The following is a 16425-nucleotide window of genomic DNA, read 5'->3' on the forward strand; positions in this document are numbered from 1 at the left end:
AAGTAAAAATTAAGCGACCCTGTCGATCACCGCCAAATCCGCTTCGACCCTTCGTGAGTGGTGCCGCTTCGAAACCGCGCCACTGGCGTCTAACCAACGCAGGCGCGCCATCCCGATCAAGAACACGATCCCCCCCAGCAGCATTACCCCCAGCAACTGTGCGCCAATGGATACCGTATCCGTTGCGCGCGGCGCAAACACCGGGCGCGAGGAGAAGTCCTCTCGCTGGAGAGGTTTATCGGTAAACAGATAGCCGTAGAAAAATTGACGAATCTCCCGGTGAAATTCCGCAATTCGATCCTGGTAGGCCAGTTGCGCTGTCAGGTCTGTTGCGGCTATGCGATGCAAAGCCGCCTGTGCGCCGACGCTCGGCAACAGCCAACCAAGATGCTCGGTCCACCGCTGGCGCGCTTCCAGGCCAGTGCGGTAGGCCCGTACTTTTTCCGCGACGCTCTCGTCCCCCACCTGATGGAATGCCAGATACCATTTCCAGTGAAAACCCTCCGGTAGCGGAGCGGTATCTCGCCACTGCGGGTGGTGCTCAAAGAACTGCTGCATCGTCTCCTGCCGCGGTACTTCCCAGGCACCGTGCACAGTTTCGCGTTGCGCAAGCATCAGATCGACCCCCTGCTGTACCGGGATACTGCGGGTAATCGCCATATTGGCAAGGGTCGGCAGCACAAGGGTCAGCAGCGTCCAGGCGCCCATCAGTGCCGTGGCATTGGCGGCGGAGGACCAGCCGCGGGACGACACCCACAGTGACAACCCGACACAGAACGCCAGGTAACTGGCCGTAATCAACAGCGCAACAGCGATGGCAACCGTGGCGGTACCGGATGCCAGTGCGCCCACGAGTAACGGTAGCGCCAGCGCGGCAAACAGCAATCCATAGCGCAGTGCGGCGCGACGCCGCCACAGGACACCCGCGCCAGGTATCGACAGCAATAGGCGGAGGCGCCCGGACTGGCGCTCGCCGGAAACCAGGTCGTGCAACAGCGCAATGGCGAACAGCGGCGACAGATAGATCAGCACGAAAGCAAAATCGAACCGGCCCGGCAGGGCGAGTTCGGGGTTGAATGTTTCGCCATCGTAAATCTGCGCCTGCAATCCCAACGCACGGATGCGCAGTACGTAGGGCGCCACGTCGCGCATGCCCATTGCCATATACGCCGCATCCGAGGGCGGATCCCAGGTATTAAAAAAGGTGTAGTAGGCAAAGCTGCCGGCATCGCCACTGTCCGCGTAACGATCCGCAACCGCTTCGGCGTCTTTCTGTTGTAATTCCGCCAACCGCTCGATGGTGTGGCGCTGCTGCGCCACCTGCTGCAGCCCCAGCCACACCGCCAGCGAGGATAACAGCAGCAGTAACAGCAGCGCGCACGACGAGAGTCGCGAACGGAAAATCAGTCGCAACTCATTGGAAAGTAATTTCATCTTGCCATCCTCCCCAGGCGAGTACCTGCCACGCGAATCAACATCGCAAATGCCATCAGCCAACACAACAACACCAAGCCCGCCGGCAGTGCGCGGTCGAGGACATTGCCTGGCGGCGCAGGACGAAATTCAAACTCCGGGAATGCCTGCCAATGAGTATGTGAAATGCGATTTTCTTTCTTCGGATTGGTATCGTCGGCGTAAACCAGTTCATCCACCTGCAGCTGGTTGAGCCCCTGGATCAGCTGGTAACGGTAATCCTCTCCCTGGCGGAGAAACCGCTGGAAGTTTTCCAGATCGGTTCCCGCAGCCGTCATCGACAACCGGCGCAAGGCCAGCGTCGGGCTAAGCCAGGAAAAGTGATCCACCAGTGCATTCTGCTGACGCTGAAGTTCGAACAATGCCTCCGCATAGCGGTTGAACAGCGCGCTGGAAGCGCGCTCCCCCTCCATACCCACCAGTCCCTTGTAGTTGACTGGAAGATCCTCAATGCGCGTCACCCCGTATTTTTCCAATACCTGTGCGCGAAAAGCGGAGAAGTATGGATCGTCGGGATTGTGAGCGTCACCGAGTTCCTTGTACTCGCGCTCGGCGTTGATCGCGCTTTCAAAGCGCGTCGGCAACGGCACGCTAGTATTCACCAGATCCGGAAGCCAGCGAGGTAACAGAATCACCAACACGGCCCAGGCCACCAGCAGAGCGAGCAGCGCATCGCGACCCCGCTGGAACTGGCTGGAAACTACCACGACCACCAGTGCCCACAGCAACAACCAACCGACATAGGCCACAGCCAGCAACAGTGCCTGCTCCCACGGCGCGTGCCCACTCACCCCAAGCCAGCCCAGTGCAAACAGGGCCGGCAGCACCGCCAGGCCGGCAAAGCCGCTGAGTGCAAGCAGCTTGCCTGCGACGATCTGCCTGCCAGCAATGCCCTGAGCCAGCAGCACCCGCAGTGTGCCGGACTCCCGTTCGCGCGCGACCGAGGCATGGCCGACAAAAATCAACAACAGCGGCGCCAGTACCTGCAGCACAAAAGCCGGACTCAACAGACCGAAGCGCAGCAGCAGCGAAGACTGGCGGACATCGCCAAAGTTCGCCGTGTTCTGCCGATGCCCTTCCAGAAACAACGTATTGCCGGTGTACGCATCAATGCCGGGGTCGAAGGCCGCCAGCGGATTGACCGGACGGAACACAAAATGTCCGTAGTGCACGACCCGGTGCGGGTGCCGGTCCGGTTGCGCCTCAAACGCATGATTGGCCTGCGCCTGGTAATGGGCGCGCTCTGCGTTGGCACTGCGCTGATGCTCGTAGGCATTCAGTGCCGCGACCAGTGTCAGCAACACCAGGAGCAACAGCCCTGAAATTGCCACCCTGTCACGCAGCAGTAATCGCCATTCCTCGCGGGCGATACGCGTCACCACCGTCATGCCGCCTGCCCCGCGTAGCGCCGGTGCAGGTTGCGTACATCAAAACGTTCGCTACCTGTCGCGCCCTGTGCCGCAACCTCTTCCTGCAGAATTCCGGCATTGAGGAAACCGATACGGTCCGCCACCTCCGAAGCACTGAGCAGGTCGTGGGTTACCATCAGTGTGGCAATGCCTCTCGCTCGCAACAGCTCCAGCAGGCGATTAAATTCGTAGGTCGCCTTCGGGTCCAGACCCGATGTGGGTTCATCCAGAAGTAATGCCGGTACTCGCCGCGCGAGCGCCAGGGCAATGGCAACTTTTTGGCGCATCCCCTTGGAAAAGCCACCCATACGGCGGTCGAAAGCTGCGGCATCCAGTCCAGCGGCCAGCAGCGCCTGGTCGATTTCCCCGGAGCCTGCACTCTGCCCTGCCAGATCGAGCAGATAGACCAGATTCTCGCGGGCACTAAGCTGCTCGTAAAAGGCCACATTCTCGGGAATATACGCCAGCTGACGCCGTGCGTCGGCCGCGCGCGCTACCGGATCAATACCGTTGACCCGCACACGTCCCGAGTCCGGCACCAAAAATCCGAGAAACAGGCTCAGAGTGGTGCTTTTGCCTGCGCCGTTGGCCCCCAGCAATGCGTAGACCTCACCGGGGCGAACGCTCAGGTCAAGCGACTGCAAGATTGGGCGGGCCCCATAACTCGCGGAAACCCCAGCGGCTTCGAGGACATTCGAGGGCGTGTCGAGCGGGACCTTTTTCCCCGCGGTAAAAGTCGAGTGCTCAGAATTCATGATGTTGCGCCTTTGTTCTCCGTGCCAGCACGTTGGTATTGCATTTACTCAATCAGAAATGTTATATCATATCTTAATCGCGACAGGCCATACCTGAGTTACCGGCTCGAAAAATCACGCCTCGCCGCAACCATCGAAAATTTACAGGGATGTTACATACATGCAGGTGCGCGCATATCTCCCCCAACTACTGCTGGCTGGTGCCATTTCGACGAGCGTGACCGAGTTCACCCTCGCACAGGATACAACCGGGGAACTGGAAAATGTCACCGTCACTGCCACACCGTTGAATGACGCCTTTCAGGTCAGCGCCGGCGCCTTCGGCGATAAAGGCACTATGGAAGTGCCGCTGGCGATCAAAAGTTATGGTGCAGACACCATCGCCGAAACCTCACCGCGCACAGCGCTCGATCTGCTCGCGGTAGATCCCTCGGTGCTCAACTCCTCCTACGGTGGCGGTTTCGACAATTTCCGTCTTCGCGGCTTCGTGATGGATAATTTCAACACCATTCGCCGCGACGGCCTCGCGCTGGCACCGCATTACGACATGCCACTGGAATTGATTGAGCGCGTGGACGTACTCAAAGGTCCCTCGGGTTTTCTGTACGGTTTCAACTCGCCGGGCGGCACCATCAACTACATCCCCAAGCGCCCCACCCGCGATCCCTTTACCTGCATCACGTTACAGGGTAGCTCTCTACAGGATCGCTATCTCACGGTAGATACCAGTGCCGCTGTGGCCGAAAACACTATTGGTTACCGACTGAATGCGGGTTATCAAAAGACTGGCGATTTTGATCACCTGGGCGACCTGGAGCGAAAATTCGCCGGCCTGGCGGCGGACTTTCGTTTGAATGAGCGCGCATTGCTGCAGCTCAATACAGACTGGGCACTGAAAAGCGCGATGACCGACCCGCTGCTGCGAGCCGACCAGAGCGGCCGCACGGACCCGCTGGACCCGTCGAGTTTTGTATTGCCTCCCGAAGTGGATCGCCGCGACGGGCTGTCGCCCTCCTGGTATCAGCACGAGACCGAGGCCCACAATCTTGAAGCCAAGCTCGACTACCGACTCAACGACGACTGGACCTCAATCACCCAGGCCAACTACTCGCGGGTAGAGCGCCACGGCGGCTACGCCGATATTTTCGATGTGCAGCCCAATGGCGATATCGGCTATGCCGATCTCTATGCTTCACGCGGCGAAGTGTTCACGAACTGGTCCGTGCAATCCTACCTCGCCGGCGCGTTTGTCGCGGCCGGGCTGCAGCACGATTTGTTCGCGGGTGCAGCCTACCGACAATTCCGCGACCGCAGCCCCTTCTGGGATTTTGTCGACAGTACCGGCGGTATCAGCGTCGGCGATATTTCCGTAGGCAATATCCTCGAACCGATTCAGCCGCCTCGCTGGAATTTCGGCCCCGAGCAGGAAATCGATTTCAATGCCAGCATCCGCGAGCGCTCCCTGTTCGCCAGCGATCTCATCACCCTCGACGAGCGCTTTCAATTGCTGCTGGGAGGCCGCCAGATTTGGTACTCCGCGCGCGAACTCTCCGCAGCGGCACCACCACAGGATGAAAGTGTATTCGTGCCCACCGGAGCACTGATGTACCGCCCGGCAGCCCCGGTTATGGCTTATGTGAGTTACTCGCGCGGCTTCGAAAAAGGAGAATACTCTCCATACAATGCCAACAACCCCAACCAGCCAACCGATGCCATAGCGTCGGAACAAGTCGAGATCGGTCTGAAGGTAGGTTTACACCAGGACTTCAATGCGGGCGTCGCGCTGTTCGATATCCGGCGCGACGCCAGTTACCTGAACACCAATAATGATTTCGTCAGCAGTGGCCGCTTCCATCACCGCGGCATCGAACTGGATGCCACTGCAAATGTGAACAGCAACTTCACCCTGCTCGGCAACATCGCCTATCTGGATACCGAGCTGGAAGATGTGATCGACCCCGCCACGTTGGGCAAGCGCAGTGAGGGGGCGCCGCGTTGGAAAAGCACACTCAGTGCCCGCTATGCATTCACCGCGCTACCCGGATTTTCGCTGGACTCGACGCTCAGATACGTCGGCAGCCGCCCAGTAGATACACAAAACAGCGGCTTTATCCCCGGCTACACACTCTGGGATGCCGGCGCCAGCTACGAAACCAGCCTCGGCGATACCCCGACGACCTTCCGCCTGCACGGAAAGAACCTCACCGACAAATATTACTACCCCGGCGTTATCTACAGTGGCGGCCTGGAAGTCGGGCGGATGCGGGAAATATTCCTATCGGCACGATTCGATATCTAGCGATCGGAACGATAACCCCAAGGGAAAGGAAATCCCGCACATGGACAACATTGAATATCTTGAGAGCGCAGAGAGCAATCGGCACGCGACACCGCCATCACCTTTCGGTGCGGTGCCTTCGCGCCCCTTCCCGCTAAGCGCCCGCCAGCACCCCGCGGTCGCCGCGCTTCTGCGAAAACATCCTTGTTTCCTTAGCCGGCTGGCGGACGGTCTCGGCTCACCACTGCACGTATTGCTGCCGCAGGTATTTGCCGAGAATGTCCGCTGCATGCGCGAGGTATTCAGGGAACACGGGCTGGAAAACCAGATCCTTTACGCCAAGAAAGCCAACAAGGCCGACTGTTTTGTACATACCGCCGCACAACTGGGTATCGGTGTGGATGTCGCCAGCAGCGGTGAATTCGCGCGGACGCTGGCCGCCGGCATCCCCGGTGACAGGATCGGCGTGTCGGGTCCAGAGAAAGATGATGCCTTGCTGACCCTGTCGTTACAGCACCGCGCCCTGATCGCCATCGATACTCCGGGCGAACTGGAGCGCCTGGCACAGTTGGCCTATCACAACGGTACCGTCGCGTCGGTATTACTGCGCTGCCGGATCGCTAGCCAGAGTAACAGCCGTTTCGGATTATCGCCCGCGGAACGCAATGCCGCCGTCGACCTGTGCCTGTCCCACAGGGGTGCGGTGCAACTGGAGGGGTTCTCGTTTCACCTGGGTGGCTACGCTACAGACGAGCGGGCGCGCGCGGCAAACGCCATGATCGACCACTGCCTCGACGCGCGTTCACGCGGCCTGACGGGGTGCAGCCAGGTAAATATCGGCGGCGGCCTGCCAGTGCAGTACGTGGATCCGCAGCAGTGGGCCGATTTCCTGCGCCGCGACGCCCGCGATCACTATCATGCACACAAGGTCTTTGGCGGCTTCTATCCCTACGGCGCGGCGCGTGCCGGCGCGCAGGCGCTGCACGACATCCTGCAATACCGCACCAACACCGGGGAGAGTCTCTCGGCGCGGGCTAAGCGGCACGGCATCTGCTTTATTGCCGAACCCGGGCGCGCGCTGCTGGACCAGGCGGGTTTTACCCTGTTTCGGGTGCAGGCAGTAAAGGATCGTCACGCTGCCGAGGGCTACGCGATCCTAAGCGTGCAAGGCAGCAGCCTGAGCCTGTCCGAGCAGTGGTTCAACAGCGAGTACCTACCGGACCCGGTTCTGTTGAAACCGGGGCAGCCTGCCCCCGAACCCTTTGTTGCCTGCGTCGCCGGTTCTACCTGTCTGGAGAGTGACATGCTGACCTGGCGCAAGATCGGCTTTCCGCGCGCCGTGTTGCCGGGCGACCAGCTGGTGTACATCAACACGGCCGGCTACCAGATGGATTCGAATGAATCCCCATTCCACGAGGCCCGCCTGCCATCGAAGGTGGTGCTTGATTATCGCGAAGACGAACAACAGCCGCAGTGGCGACTGGACGGGATCTGAGTATCCAACAACAGCGAGTTGAGAAAATGGAAAAGCATTATGCGGAACCGGGGGATCTGTGGCTCCTCCCCCAGGCCGAACTCGAGGGCCTGGGTGTGCGTTATACCGAAGTACTGCAGATTGTAGAGCGCGCTTTTATCGCCCTGCGCAATGGCGACTCCGAGAATCCCCTCAAGACCGTCGTGCAGCCCCGCGATCTGCGTTCAATCGGCTATTCGATGGTAGGCCGGGACGGCGCCAGCAATACCGTTGGCTTCAAGGTCGTCTACGAGTTCGACCCGCAACGCAACCGCGATGCCTACAACTTCCACTCGTTCCTGTTTCTGTGCGACGACACCAGCGGCAAACCCGTCGCACTGATGGATGTGGTCAAGCTGGGTCCGCTGCGCACTTCGGCCACCTCCGCGCTGATGGCGCGCGCCGCACACCCGGACGCCCGCAGTGCGCTGGTGGTGGGTACCGGCGTGCAGGGACGCATCGCACTGCCCATGCTGCTGGCAGCCCTGCCGGATTTAGAACATCTGCGGGTTTACGGCCAACACCAAGCGGGCCTGCAGGCGGTGCGCGAGGAAGTCCGCCGCATGTACCCGGATCGCGACGTCGAGATTGTATCGGATCTGCCCCGCGCCGCCGCACAGTCGGATATCGTCATCGGCGCCGCCGGTCTCTCCGCGCGGCAACAGGTCAAGCGCGCTTGGTTAAAGCCGGGCGCGGTCGCCGTGCTGCTCGGATACGGTGTGGATGCCGATGTGCTGCACGGTGCCGACTACCGCATTACCACAGATAGAGCGCAGATGAGCGTCACCTGTGGCGACCTTGCCGATGCCGACGGCAATATCCCGCCGGTCGACGCAGAGCTGCCGGATATCCTGCTGGGACAGGTGCCGGCGCGACGCAAAAAAGACGACCTGGTGTTCGCCTACAACAGCGGCATGGTGGTTTCCGACGTGGCGTTGGGACGCTACCTCGCGGACCTGGCACTTGCGGAGGGGCGCGGCATGAGGACAAGGCTATGGTGAGCACAGCGCAAAAAAGCGCGCCCCGGCTACCGCACTGGCGCGGCGAGGCCCGCACCATTGCGATACTGGCATTGCCACTGATCCTGACCAATTTCGCGCATGTGGCACTGACCACTATCGACATCGTGGTGCTGGGCACCCTGGGTACGCTTGAAATTGCCGCGGGCGGCCTGGCGATCGCGTTGTTCAATCAGCTGCGTACCACGGGAAGTGGCCTGGTCACCGGCGTTAGCAACCTGGTGGCCGAGGCACAGGCGCGCGGTGAACAGCAGCGCGTTCGCGACCTTCTCGTGGCCGGGTTCTTCTGGGCCACGGTAAGCGGCGTCGTTTTCGCGGCCACCCTGCCACTGATAGAGGCGCCATTGGTGTGGCTGGGACAGGATCCGATTGTTGCGGCTGCGGCCGTCCACTTTCTGCAGATCGCCGCACCGGGGCTGGTTCCCTGCCTCTGGTTTCAAGTACTGCGGCACTTCACCGTGGGCCTCAAGCACCCGGGCCCACTGCTGGCTATCACACTGATTTCCATTGCCCTCACTGCCGGACTGAACTACCTGCTGGTGTACGGCAAGTTCGGCCTGCCAGCGCTGGGGCTCCTCGGTGTCGCGCTGGCTACCAGTGCAGTCTTTTTGTTGTCGTTCCTGATGTTTCTGACAGTGGTGCTCAGAAGTCCGGTATTGGGGCCATATTTTTCCCGCTCCGGGCTGCGCTGGTCCTCGGATGCGGTGGGCGCAGTCTGGCGGCTGGGATTGCCGATCGCCGGCACCTACACGTCAGAAGCGGGCTTTTTCAGCGTGCTGACACTGCTGATCGGTACTCTGGGTATGGAGGCTCTGGCCGCGCAGACGGTGCTTAACCAGATCATCTACATCGTGTTCATGATTTCCGCCGGCATTTCCCACGCAGCTTCGATCCATATCAGTGAAGCCTGCGGTACCGGCGATTTCCGTCGGGCACAGAGGCTGGGACTCGTCAGCCTGGCTCTGGGCATCGTCGCCATGCTTGCTATCGCCCTGCCCTACATGGTGATACCAGAGACCATAGTGTCTCTGTTTATCTCCGCCGACCAGCAGGCGAACGCCACCACCCTGGCACTGGCTGCCTCCGGCCTGTTAATCGCCGCGTTACTGCAAATCTTCGATGCCGGTCAGAACATCGGCAACGGCCTGCTGCGCGGTACCGGCGATACCGCGGGCCCCTTCCGCATCTCGCTTGTCGGCTACTGGCTGGTGGGCCTGCCGGCAGCCTACCTGCTCGGTATTGCCGCTGATTACGGCATCTACGGCGTGTGGATCGGCCAGACATTTGGCCTGGCTTCCACCGCCGCACTACTGGTGATCTCGTTCCGTCGGCGCCTGCAACATTTGGCGCTGCGAACGACACCGAACCTGGCCGCATCCAATCCACTGTAAAACCAAGGAACGGAAATGGAGATGGAAACAGAAGGCGTAAACAGTTATTCGCCCGCGGTGCGGGCGCTGGTGCGCCCGGAGGTACACCGCCTGCCAGCCTACGATCCCGGCGCCGATCCCGAAGCCGTGGCGCGTGACTTTCACTTGCCGCGGGTCATCAAATTATCCAACAACGAGAATCCCTACGGCATCTCTCCCGCTGCCGCCGCTGCCATTCATCGACGACTGGCCAAGGGCATGGGCCGCTATCCGGATCCTGCGGGAGAAGCGCTTTGCACGGTTTTAGCGGATCGTCATTGTGTCGAACGGAAGCGAGTGCTTATCGGCAATGGCTCAGAAAACATTCTTGAACTGTTGTGCCAGGCATTTATCAACGCCGGCGACACAGTGGTTACCCAATCACCGTGCTTCGGCCTGCACGAGATATTTCCGCTGATGATGGGCGCACGGCTGCATAAGGTCCCATTGCGCGCAGACTTCCGCTTCGACGCGCCGCGCTGGCGGGCAGCGCTGGACGGGCCGGTAAAGCTCGTGCTGGTCAGCCACCCCTGCAACCCATCCGGAACGGTGTTCAGTGGTGATCAATTGGAGTATCTGATCCATCACACACCAGACTCCGCCCTTCTCGTTGTGGACGAGGCCTATTTCGAATACGCGCGGGTGGACGCCTGCTACGCGGACGCGCTCGAAGCGTTGCGTCACCGCAGCCGCCCGTGGCTGGTGTTGCGGACCTTTTCCAAGGCCTATGGACTCGCGGGGTTACGTGTCGGTTACGGCATCGCCTCCCATGTCAACCTGATCGAGGCCCTGCATCGCGTGCGCACGCCCTATAACGTCAATCAGTTGGCCCAGGACGCGGCCATCGCGGCACTGGACGATAGCGCCCACCTGCAAAAAAGCGCGCGTCTGGTCAGGGGCGAGCGCACCCGGATCACGGCCGCGTTGCGCGATGCGGGTTTTCGGGTCGCGCCCTCACTGGCCAATTTCCTTTTTATCGACACCGATGGCGATGCCTTGAGCATCGTGCGGGACCTCCAGCGCGTGGGCGTTATTGTCAAGGCCTGGCGCGAGCCCGGCTACGAAAGCTACATCCGCGCCTCGCTGGCGCTGCCGGCAGAGAACGATGCCTTTCTGCAAGCACTGCTGCGCACCCGGGTCGGTGCGTAACTCCCGCAGACTGTTTGGAATCCAGACATAAAGAAAACCGATTGTGCCCATGTGAATTGCGAATTTTCAGGAGACCAGTCATGCCCCCTATTGCATCCCATTCCCCGATAAAAACCCGTATATCAGATTTGATCGGTCAGTCGCCGCTGCTCGAACTGCCTGTGGCTGCAAACGGTGCTCGTGTGTTGCTGAAGCTTGAGCAGTTTAACCCCACTGGCAGCGCCAAAATCAGGATGGCACGGCAGATGATAGAAGAGGCCGAAGCACAAGGGAGACTCGGGCCCGGTGGCTGGATCGTGGAATCGACCTCGGGCAATACCGGTCTCGGTCTCGCGCTACTGGCGGCGGAACGCGGCTATCGTTTTACCGCAGTGGTCGACCACCACGCCAGTGCCGACAAACTGCGCGGCATGCGGGCCTACGGTGCCGAGTTAATACAGGTTGGCAGTGCCGACGGCAGCCTGGCGACCGCGGATCGCGATGCCACCGCCGAACAGTTAGCGCAGCAGCACGACGCCTTCTGGACCCAGCAGCACAACAATCCCGGCAATGCGAATGGTTACCACGGGCTCGCCGATGAACTGCGTCAGGCGCTGGGCGACGATATCCATTTCCTGTTCGGCGCGGTGGGCACCGGTGGCTCCCTGTGCGGCACCGGCCGGGCACTCAGGCAGCATATTCCGAATTTGCGAATTGTCGGCGTTGAACCTGAGGGCTCGGTAATTTTTGGCGGTGACGGCGCTCCCTATCACCAGTCAGGTACAGGCACTCCGGCTGGTGCGGAAATCGGCGGGTTGATCGACTACGAGCTGATCGACGAGGGACTCAGGGTCAGTGACGCGGAAGCGTTCGAAACGGCTCGCTATCTTGCGCGCCGGCACGCCGTTCTGGTGGGAGGCTCTGCCGGCGGTGTGATTTACAAGGCATTGCAACACGCCCGAACTTTAGATGCGGGCAGCACGGTCGTAGTGCTGGTTTGCGACGGGGGCGAAAAATACCTGGATACGGTCTTTAACGACGAATGGATGGCGGCAAACGATCTCTACAGTGAAAGGGTGGTGAGGGAGCTGGATAGCCTGCTGCAGTCGCCGACATCGCGGAAGCCGCCGACAACATCGCCCGCGAATACGCAACCCGCGCTGGCACAGGAGGTTTAATGCGAAATATGGGCGATATGCGCTCAGACAGTGCGCTTCCCTGCGCACAGCTCCGTTATTACTTGCTTTCTGGTTTCAGCCCGCGGCGGATGAGCAGGGCATCGGTGCTCGGTTCCTTGCCCCGGAACTTGACGTAGGACGTCATCGGCGGGCGGGAATTACCCACTTCAAGGATGTGCTTGCGATACAGGTCACCATTCTTCCGCGTCAAGCCACCGCGATCACGCAGATAGGCGAAGGCGTCGGCGGCCAGAATTTCACTCCACATATAAGCGTAGTAACCGGCGGAGTATCCGCCGCCAATGGAGTGGGCAAAATACGTAGACTTGTAACGCGGCGGCACCGCCGGCAGGTCGACGCCGTGCTTCGCCAGCGCCTCGGCTTCAAACTGCTCTACATCCTGCTGCGGCGCATCGGCTGGCAGTGAATGCCATTCCATATCCAGCAGCGCAGCCGACATATACTCCAGGGTGTCGAATCCCATATTGAAGTTCTTGGCCCTCAGCACCTTGTCCAGCAGCGCTTTGGGAATGGGCTCTCCCGTCTTGTAGTGGTAGGCATAATTGGCCAGCACTTCTGGATCGCTCGCCCAGTCTTCTTCAAAGGTGGAGGGGAACTCAACGAAATCCCGGGATACGTTGGTGCCAGCAAGGCTCGGATAATGCACCTTGGAGAACATGCCGTGGAGTCCGTGCCCAAGCTCGTGAAACATGGTGGTGACATGATCAAAGCTGACCAGCGTCGGTTCACCCTCGGGGCCTTTGGGAATGTTCATCACGTTGACGACTACCGGCTTCTGTTCCAGCAGCTCCGACTGCCCCACAAAGGAACTCATCCATGCGCCACCGCGTTTGCCCTCGCGCGCAAAATAATCCGCATAAAATATTGCCAGACTCTTGCCGTCGTGATCGAACAGTTCATACGCTTTTACATCCGCGTGGTAAACCGGTAGATCCGGGCGCGGCTCAAAGCGCACACCGTACAAGCGGTTCATGGTGTAAAACAGTCCGTCGTTCAGAACCCGGTTGAACTCGAAGTAGTTGCGTACCTCACTTTCATCCAGATCATACTTTTCCTGACGGACTTTCTCTGCGTAGTAGGCCCAGTCCCACGGTTGTACGTCAAAATCACCGCCTTCACGCGCGATCAAGGCCTGAATATCGGCCTGCTCGGCTTTGGTATTTTTAACCACGGCTGGCACCATGGAGTTCAACATGCTGAAGACGTTTTCCGGCTTCTCCGCCATAGTGCTATCCAACTGGTACTCGGCCCAGTTGTCGTATCCCAGCAGGTCCGCTTTTTGCGCCCGGATCTGCACCAGGCGCTGGACCAGCGGGCGGTTGTCCAGCTCACCGGATGTGCCGCGCCGGGCAGAGGCTTCCCAGATACGCTGACGCAAGCCGCGATTGTTCAATGAGGCGAGTACCGGCTGACGTGTCGTGTTGGTAATGCTGATCAGGTACTTGCCTTCGTAACCAGCATCGGCAGCCGCCTCTGACGCAGCTTTGATTTCGCTTTCCGAAAGGCCATCCAACTCGTTTTTGTCTTCCACAACCACAGCGATCTCTTTGCTGAGTTTCAGCAAATTCTGGCTGAATTCCGTGGTGAGCTTGGAGTGTTCTTCATTCAATGCACGCAGCGTAGCTTTCTGCTCAGCGGAAAGCTTCGCGCCCGCCTTGACGAAATTATCGTAGTACTCTTCCAGCAAACGTTGCGACTCCGCATCCAGCTCTTTAGCGACGCGCTGCTTGTAGAGCGTTTCAACTCGCTTAAACAGCTCGGCATTCAGATAAATGCTGTCGGAATGTGCCGCGAGCATCGGGGCCAATTCACTCTGCAGAGTCCGGCGGGCTTCGTTACTATCGGTACCGACCATGTTGAAGAAGACGCGGGATACCCGTGTCAGCAGCGAGCCGGCTTGCTCCATCGCCACAATCGTGTTGTTGAAACTGGCAGGTTCAGGATTTCCGACAATGGCCTGGATTTCCCGCAGGTGTTCGGCCATGCCCTGCTCAAAAGCAGGTTTAAAGTGCACATCTTCAATCTGGTTGAAGTTCGGCGCCTGGTATTGGAGGGAGCTTGAACGCAGTAGCGGATTATTTTCTATTACCGGAGCGGTTTGATCTCCAGCCATCTGTGTCTTCTCGGATGCCGGTGCCACTTTTTCGGAGCCCGTTTCAGACGGTTCTGAACACCCAGCCATCGTTACTATGGCTACCGCGAGCAGGGATTTGCGCATTTCATTCTCCAGAATTGAATTTCGACCGTTGCGTCAAAAACCAAAACGGAGTCCTTGCCAGTTCGAAGATCAGTCCACTCGACGGGAAACAGGTTTTTGTGATACACAACTTCACATGACTGCATGTCATCGCAACAATATATCATCCCGGCGCTCAGCGGAAATTCCGCCTTCCACCATTTATCGCGCTAATAGGGCGATTCATCTCGGCAGTGTACTTGCGAGCTTTCAGTCACCTACGCTGCCGAGCGGCCAAAATGCAGGTGTAGACGAACCGACCAGTCAATCAGCGCTCAACGCATTGAGCAAGGCTGATTCCAGCGCGCACCAGTTCCGAGGTTCCTGAACAATTACTTCCACTCGGCTGTCAATTGCATCATCCAAATCCATGACACTCAGGACGTCACCGGATTTATTAAAGCCGAAAACACCCTGCCCGGTAATGAAGACACCTTTTACCCGCTCTGCATCCGCACCACTAATCAGTGCAAACAGCTGATCGTAATCAAATACCATCATCGGATCAAAACGCCAACCACAACTGTAGTAGCCGCCTCCCCGGTTTTCCTTGCGCAAGTAGCCGCACTCGGGAAGCGTTTCATCTTCAACAGAAGGTAGCGATTGATGTATGTGAGGGTAATTTTCTTCAACTTGAAAATTACTGGGCCCGTGTAACCACTCCAGTTGGATACGACCCTGTTCAACGGTTAGCAGTGACTCCTCAGCATCCTTTCCCAGAAATCCGAGAAAGCGGCTGAGATTTTCCAGCTCCCGCTCACCGTAGAGATCCACTTTGTTGGCAACCACCAGATCGGCGACCTCCAGTTGCTGCCGGAAGGTGTCGCTCTTCAGGTAGCGGTCGTCCTCGATGCAACGCGCATCCACCAGGGTGAGCGTAGCGCGCAGATCCAGAACGCCGCTCGCTACCTGGCCGGCGAGCGTACCCAGCACTTCCTGCGGGTGACCGAGACCAGTGGGTTCAATCAGTAAACGGTGCGGCCTGGCTCTGGTCAGCAGCTGATTCAGTGCAACCTGCATTGGCAGGCCGGCGCTACAGCACATGCAGCCGCCGGGCACTTCCCGGATAAAGAGTTCTCCATCCCGGGAGGAACCAAACAACCCGCCATCGACACCCACCTCGCCGAATTCATTGACGAGTACCGCCCAGCGCTCACCCGAAGGCTTTTTGTTCAGCAGATGACGGATGGCGGTAGTCTTGCCGACCCCGAGAAACCCGGTAATGACATTGACCGGTACGCCACGAATCGCCTCCCGTTTCTGCACTAGGCAGCACTCCGCTCTGCACAGTCGTCGCAGAGGCAATCCAGCTCCAGTTGCGATGTCTGCAGACGATAGCCAGCCCCCTCGACGGTCTCCCGCAGGGCGGCGATTACTTCGGGCTTGATACCGATTTCCCGCACTTTGTTGCAGCGACTGCAGATCAGGAACTGCGGCGTCTGGTGGCTGTGGTCACAGGCAATATGAGCACAGGCGAGGTACTTGTTTTCAGAATTGAGCTTGTGGGCCAGATTCTCTTCGGCCAGAAAGTCCAACATTCTGTATACCGACATAGCGGGGATAGACTCACCGTAATCGCGACCGTACTGCTCCGCGATTTCGTAGGCGGAGAGTGGTGTCTTGGAGCGCAGCAATATGGCGAGCACATTCTTGCGCTTCTCGGTCAGACGGGCGCCGGAGGTACGGCAGCTCTGCTCGGCAGCCCCCAGGGTGCGTTTGAGTTGGGATGCTTTCATGGGCTATTTCAGTTGCAGCTGGTTGTGTTGTGCGGTGAGCGTGGTGGCTCCCTGTCTCTCAGGGGTCAACCACTGCACCTTGATCTCGTGAATGTCGGGAAAGCTCAAAAACAGCGCCATATTGACACCACTGAGCTGCGCCAGATTATCACACTGGAAGCGGTAACTGACACGGAAACTGGCGTGTCCGCCCAGCCCCCTGCCAGCGAGAGGTACATCTACCCGGGCACACCACAGGCGACCGCCGGCCCGTTGGCTCTAAGCAGGCTG

13 protein-coding genes are annotated in these 16425 nt (G+C 59.3%); 6 read left to right on the forward strand and 7 right to left on the reverse strand.

Going from position 1 to position 16425, the window contains the following annotated elements:
- Window positions 1–9: 9 nt before the first annotated feature.
- Genes FDY93_RS06805 through FDY93_RS06815 form a run of 3 tightly spaced genes read right to left on the reverse strand, consistent with a single transcriptional unit; the run spans window position 10 to window position 3637 of the window.
- Entirely contained in the window at window positions 10–1434 is a 1425-nt protein-coding gene (locus tag FDY93_RS06805; RefSeq protein WP_138235002.1) for a DUF3526 domain-containing protein, read from the reverse strand.
- Entirely contained in the window at window positions 1431–2861 is a 1431-nt protein-coding gene (locus FDY93_RS06810; RefSeq protein ID WP_138235003.1) for an ABC transporter permease, read from the reverse strand. Before FDY93_RS06810 ends, FDY93_RS06805 begins: the two co-directional genes overlap by 4 nt.
- Window positions 2858–3637, reverse strand: coding sequence for an ABC transporter ATP-binding protein (locus tag FDY93_RS06815; RefSeq protein ID WP_138235004.1), 780 nt, complete (start codon window positions 3635–3637; stop codon window positions 2858–2860). Before FDY93_RS06815 ends, FDY93_RS06810 begins: the two co-directional genes overlap by 4 nt.
- A 160-nt stretch (window positions 3638–3797) precedes the next feature.
- On the opposite strand from FDY93_RS06815, the gene FDY93_RS06820 reads away from it, so the two are divergent.
- The 6 genes from FDY93_RS06820 (at window position 3798) to FDY93_RS06845 (ending at window position 12162) form a co-directional block, all read left to right on the forward strand.
- Window positions 3798–5936, forward strand: a complete 2139-nt coding sequence (locus FDY93_RS06820; RefSeq protein ID WP_138235005.1) for a TonB-dependent siderophore receptor — start codon at window positions 3798–3800, stop codon at window positions 5934–5936.
- A 40-nt stretch (window positions 5937–5976) separates the two neighbouring features.
- Window positions 5977–7410, forward strand: a complete 1434-nt coding sequence (locus FDY93_RS06825; protein WP_138235006.1) for an alanine racemase — start codon at window positions 5977–5979, stop codon at window positions 7408–7410.
- 26 nt (window positions 7411–7436) lie between these two features.
- Window positions 7437–8429, forward strand: a complete 993-nt coding sequence (locus FDY93_RS06830; RefSeq protein WP_138235007.1) for an ornithine cyclodeaminase — start codon at window positions 7437–7439, stop codon at window positions 8427–8429.
- Entirely contained in the window at window positions 8426–9838 is a 1413-nt protein-coding gene (locus FDY93_RS06835; protein ID WP_220446125.1) for an MATE family efflux transporter, read from the forward strand. Before FDY93_RS06830 ends, FDY93_RS06835 begins: the two co-directional genes overlap by 4 nt.
- Window positions 9839–9853: 15 nt before the next feature.
- The gene (gene hisC / locus FDY93_RS06840; protein WP_220446126.1) at window positions 9854–11005 is read left to right on the forward strand and encodes a histidinol-phosphate transaminase; all 1152 of its coding nucleotides are present in this window, start codon (window positions 9854–9856) and stop codon (window positions 11003–11005) included.
- An 80-nt stretch (window positions 11006–11085) separates the two neighbouring features.
- Window positions 11086–12162, forward strand: coding sequence for a PLP-dependent cysteine synthase family protein (locus FDY93_RS06845; RefSeq protein ID WP_138235009.1), 1077 nt, complete (start codon window positions 11086–11088; stop codon window positions 12160–12162).
- A 58-nt stretch (window positions 12163–12220) separates the two neighbouring features.
- Here FDY93_RS06845 and FDY93_RS06850 read toward each other — a convergent pair whose 3' ends face one another.
- The 4 genes from FDY93_RS06850 to FDY93_RS19730 form a co-directional block, all read right to left on the reverse strand.
- Window positions 12221–14296 carry a M3 family metallopeptidase gene (locus FDY93_RS06850; protein WP_246068493.1) on the reverse strand — a complete coding sequence of 692 codons (2076 nt, stop codon included), beginning with the start codon at window positions 14294–14296 and terminating at the stop codon, window positions 12221–12223.
- A 387-nt stretch (window positions 14297–14683) separates the two neighbouring features.
- Window positions 14684–15685 carry a CobW family GTP-binding protein gene (locus FDY93_RS06855; RefSeq protein WP_138235011.1) on the reverse strand — a complete coding sequence of 334 codons (1002 nt, stop codon included), beginning with the start codon at window positions 15683–15685 and terminating at the stop codon, window positions 14684–14686.
- The gene (locus FDY93_RS06860; protein WP_138235012.1) at window positions 15685–16155 is read right to left on the reverse strand and encodes a Fur family transcriptional regulator; all 471 of its coding nucleotides are present in this window, start codon (window positions 16153–16155) and stop codon (window positions 15685–15687) included. Before FDY93_RS06860 ends, FDY93_RS06855 begins: the two co-directional genes overlap by 1 nt.
- A 3-nt stretch (window positions 16156–16158) precedes the next feature.
- Window positions 16159–16392 carry a ZrgA family zinc uptake protein gene (locus FDY93_RS19730; protein ID WP_138235013.1) on the reverse strand — a complete coding sequence of 78 codons (234 nt, stop codon included), beginning with the start codon at window positions 16390–16392 and terminating at the stop codon, window positions 16159–16161.
- Window positions 16393–16425 lie beyond the last annotated feature (33 nt).

This window comes from Microbulbifer harenosus, assembly GCF_005771435.1.
Classification (GTDB): domain Bacteria; phylum Pseudomonadota; class Gammaproteobacteria; order Pseudomonadales; family Cellvibrionaceae; genus Microbulbifer; species Microbulbifer harenosus.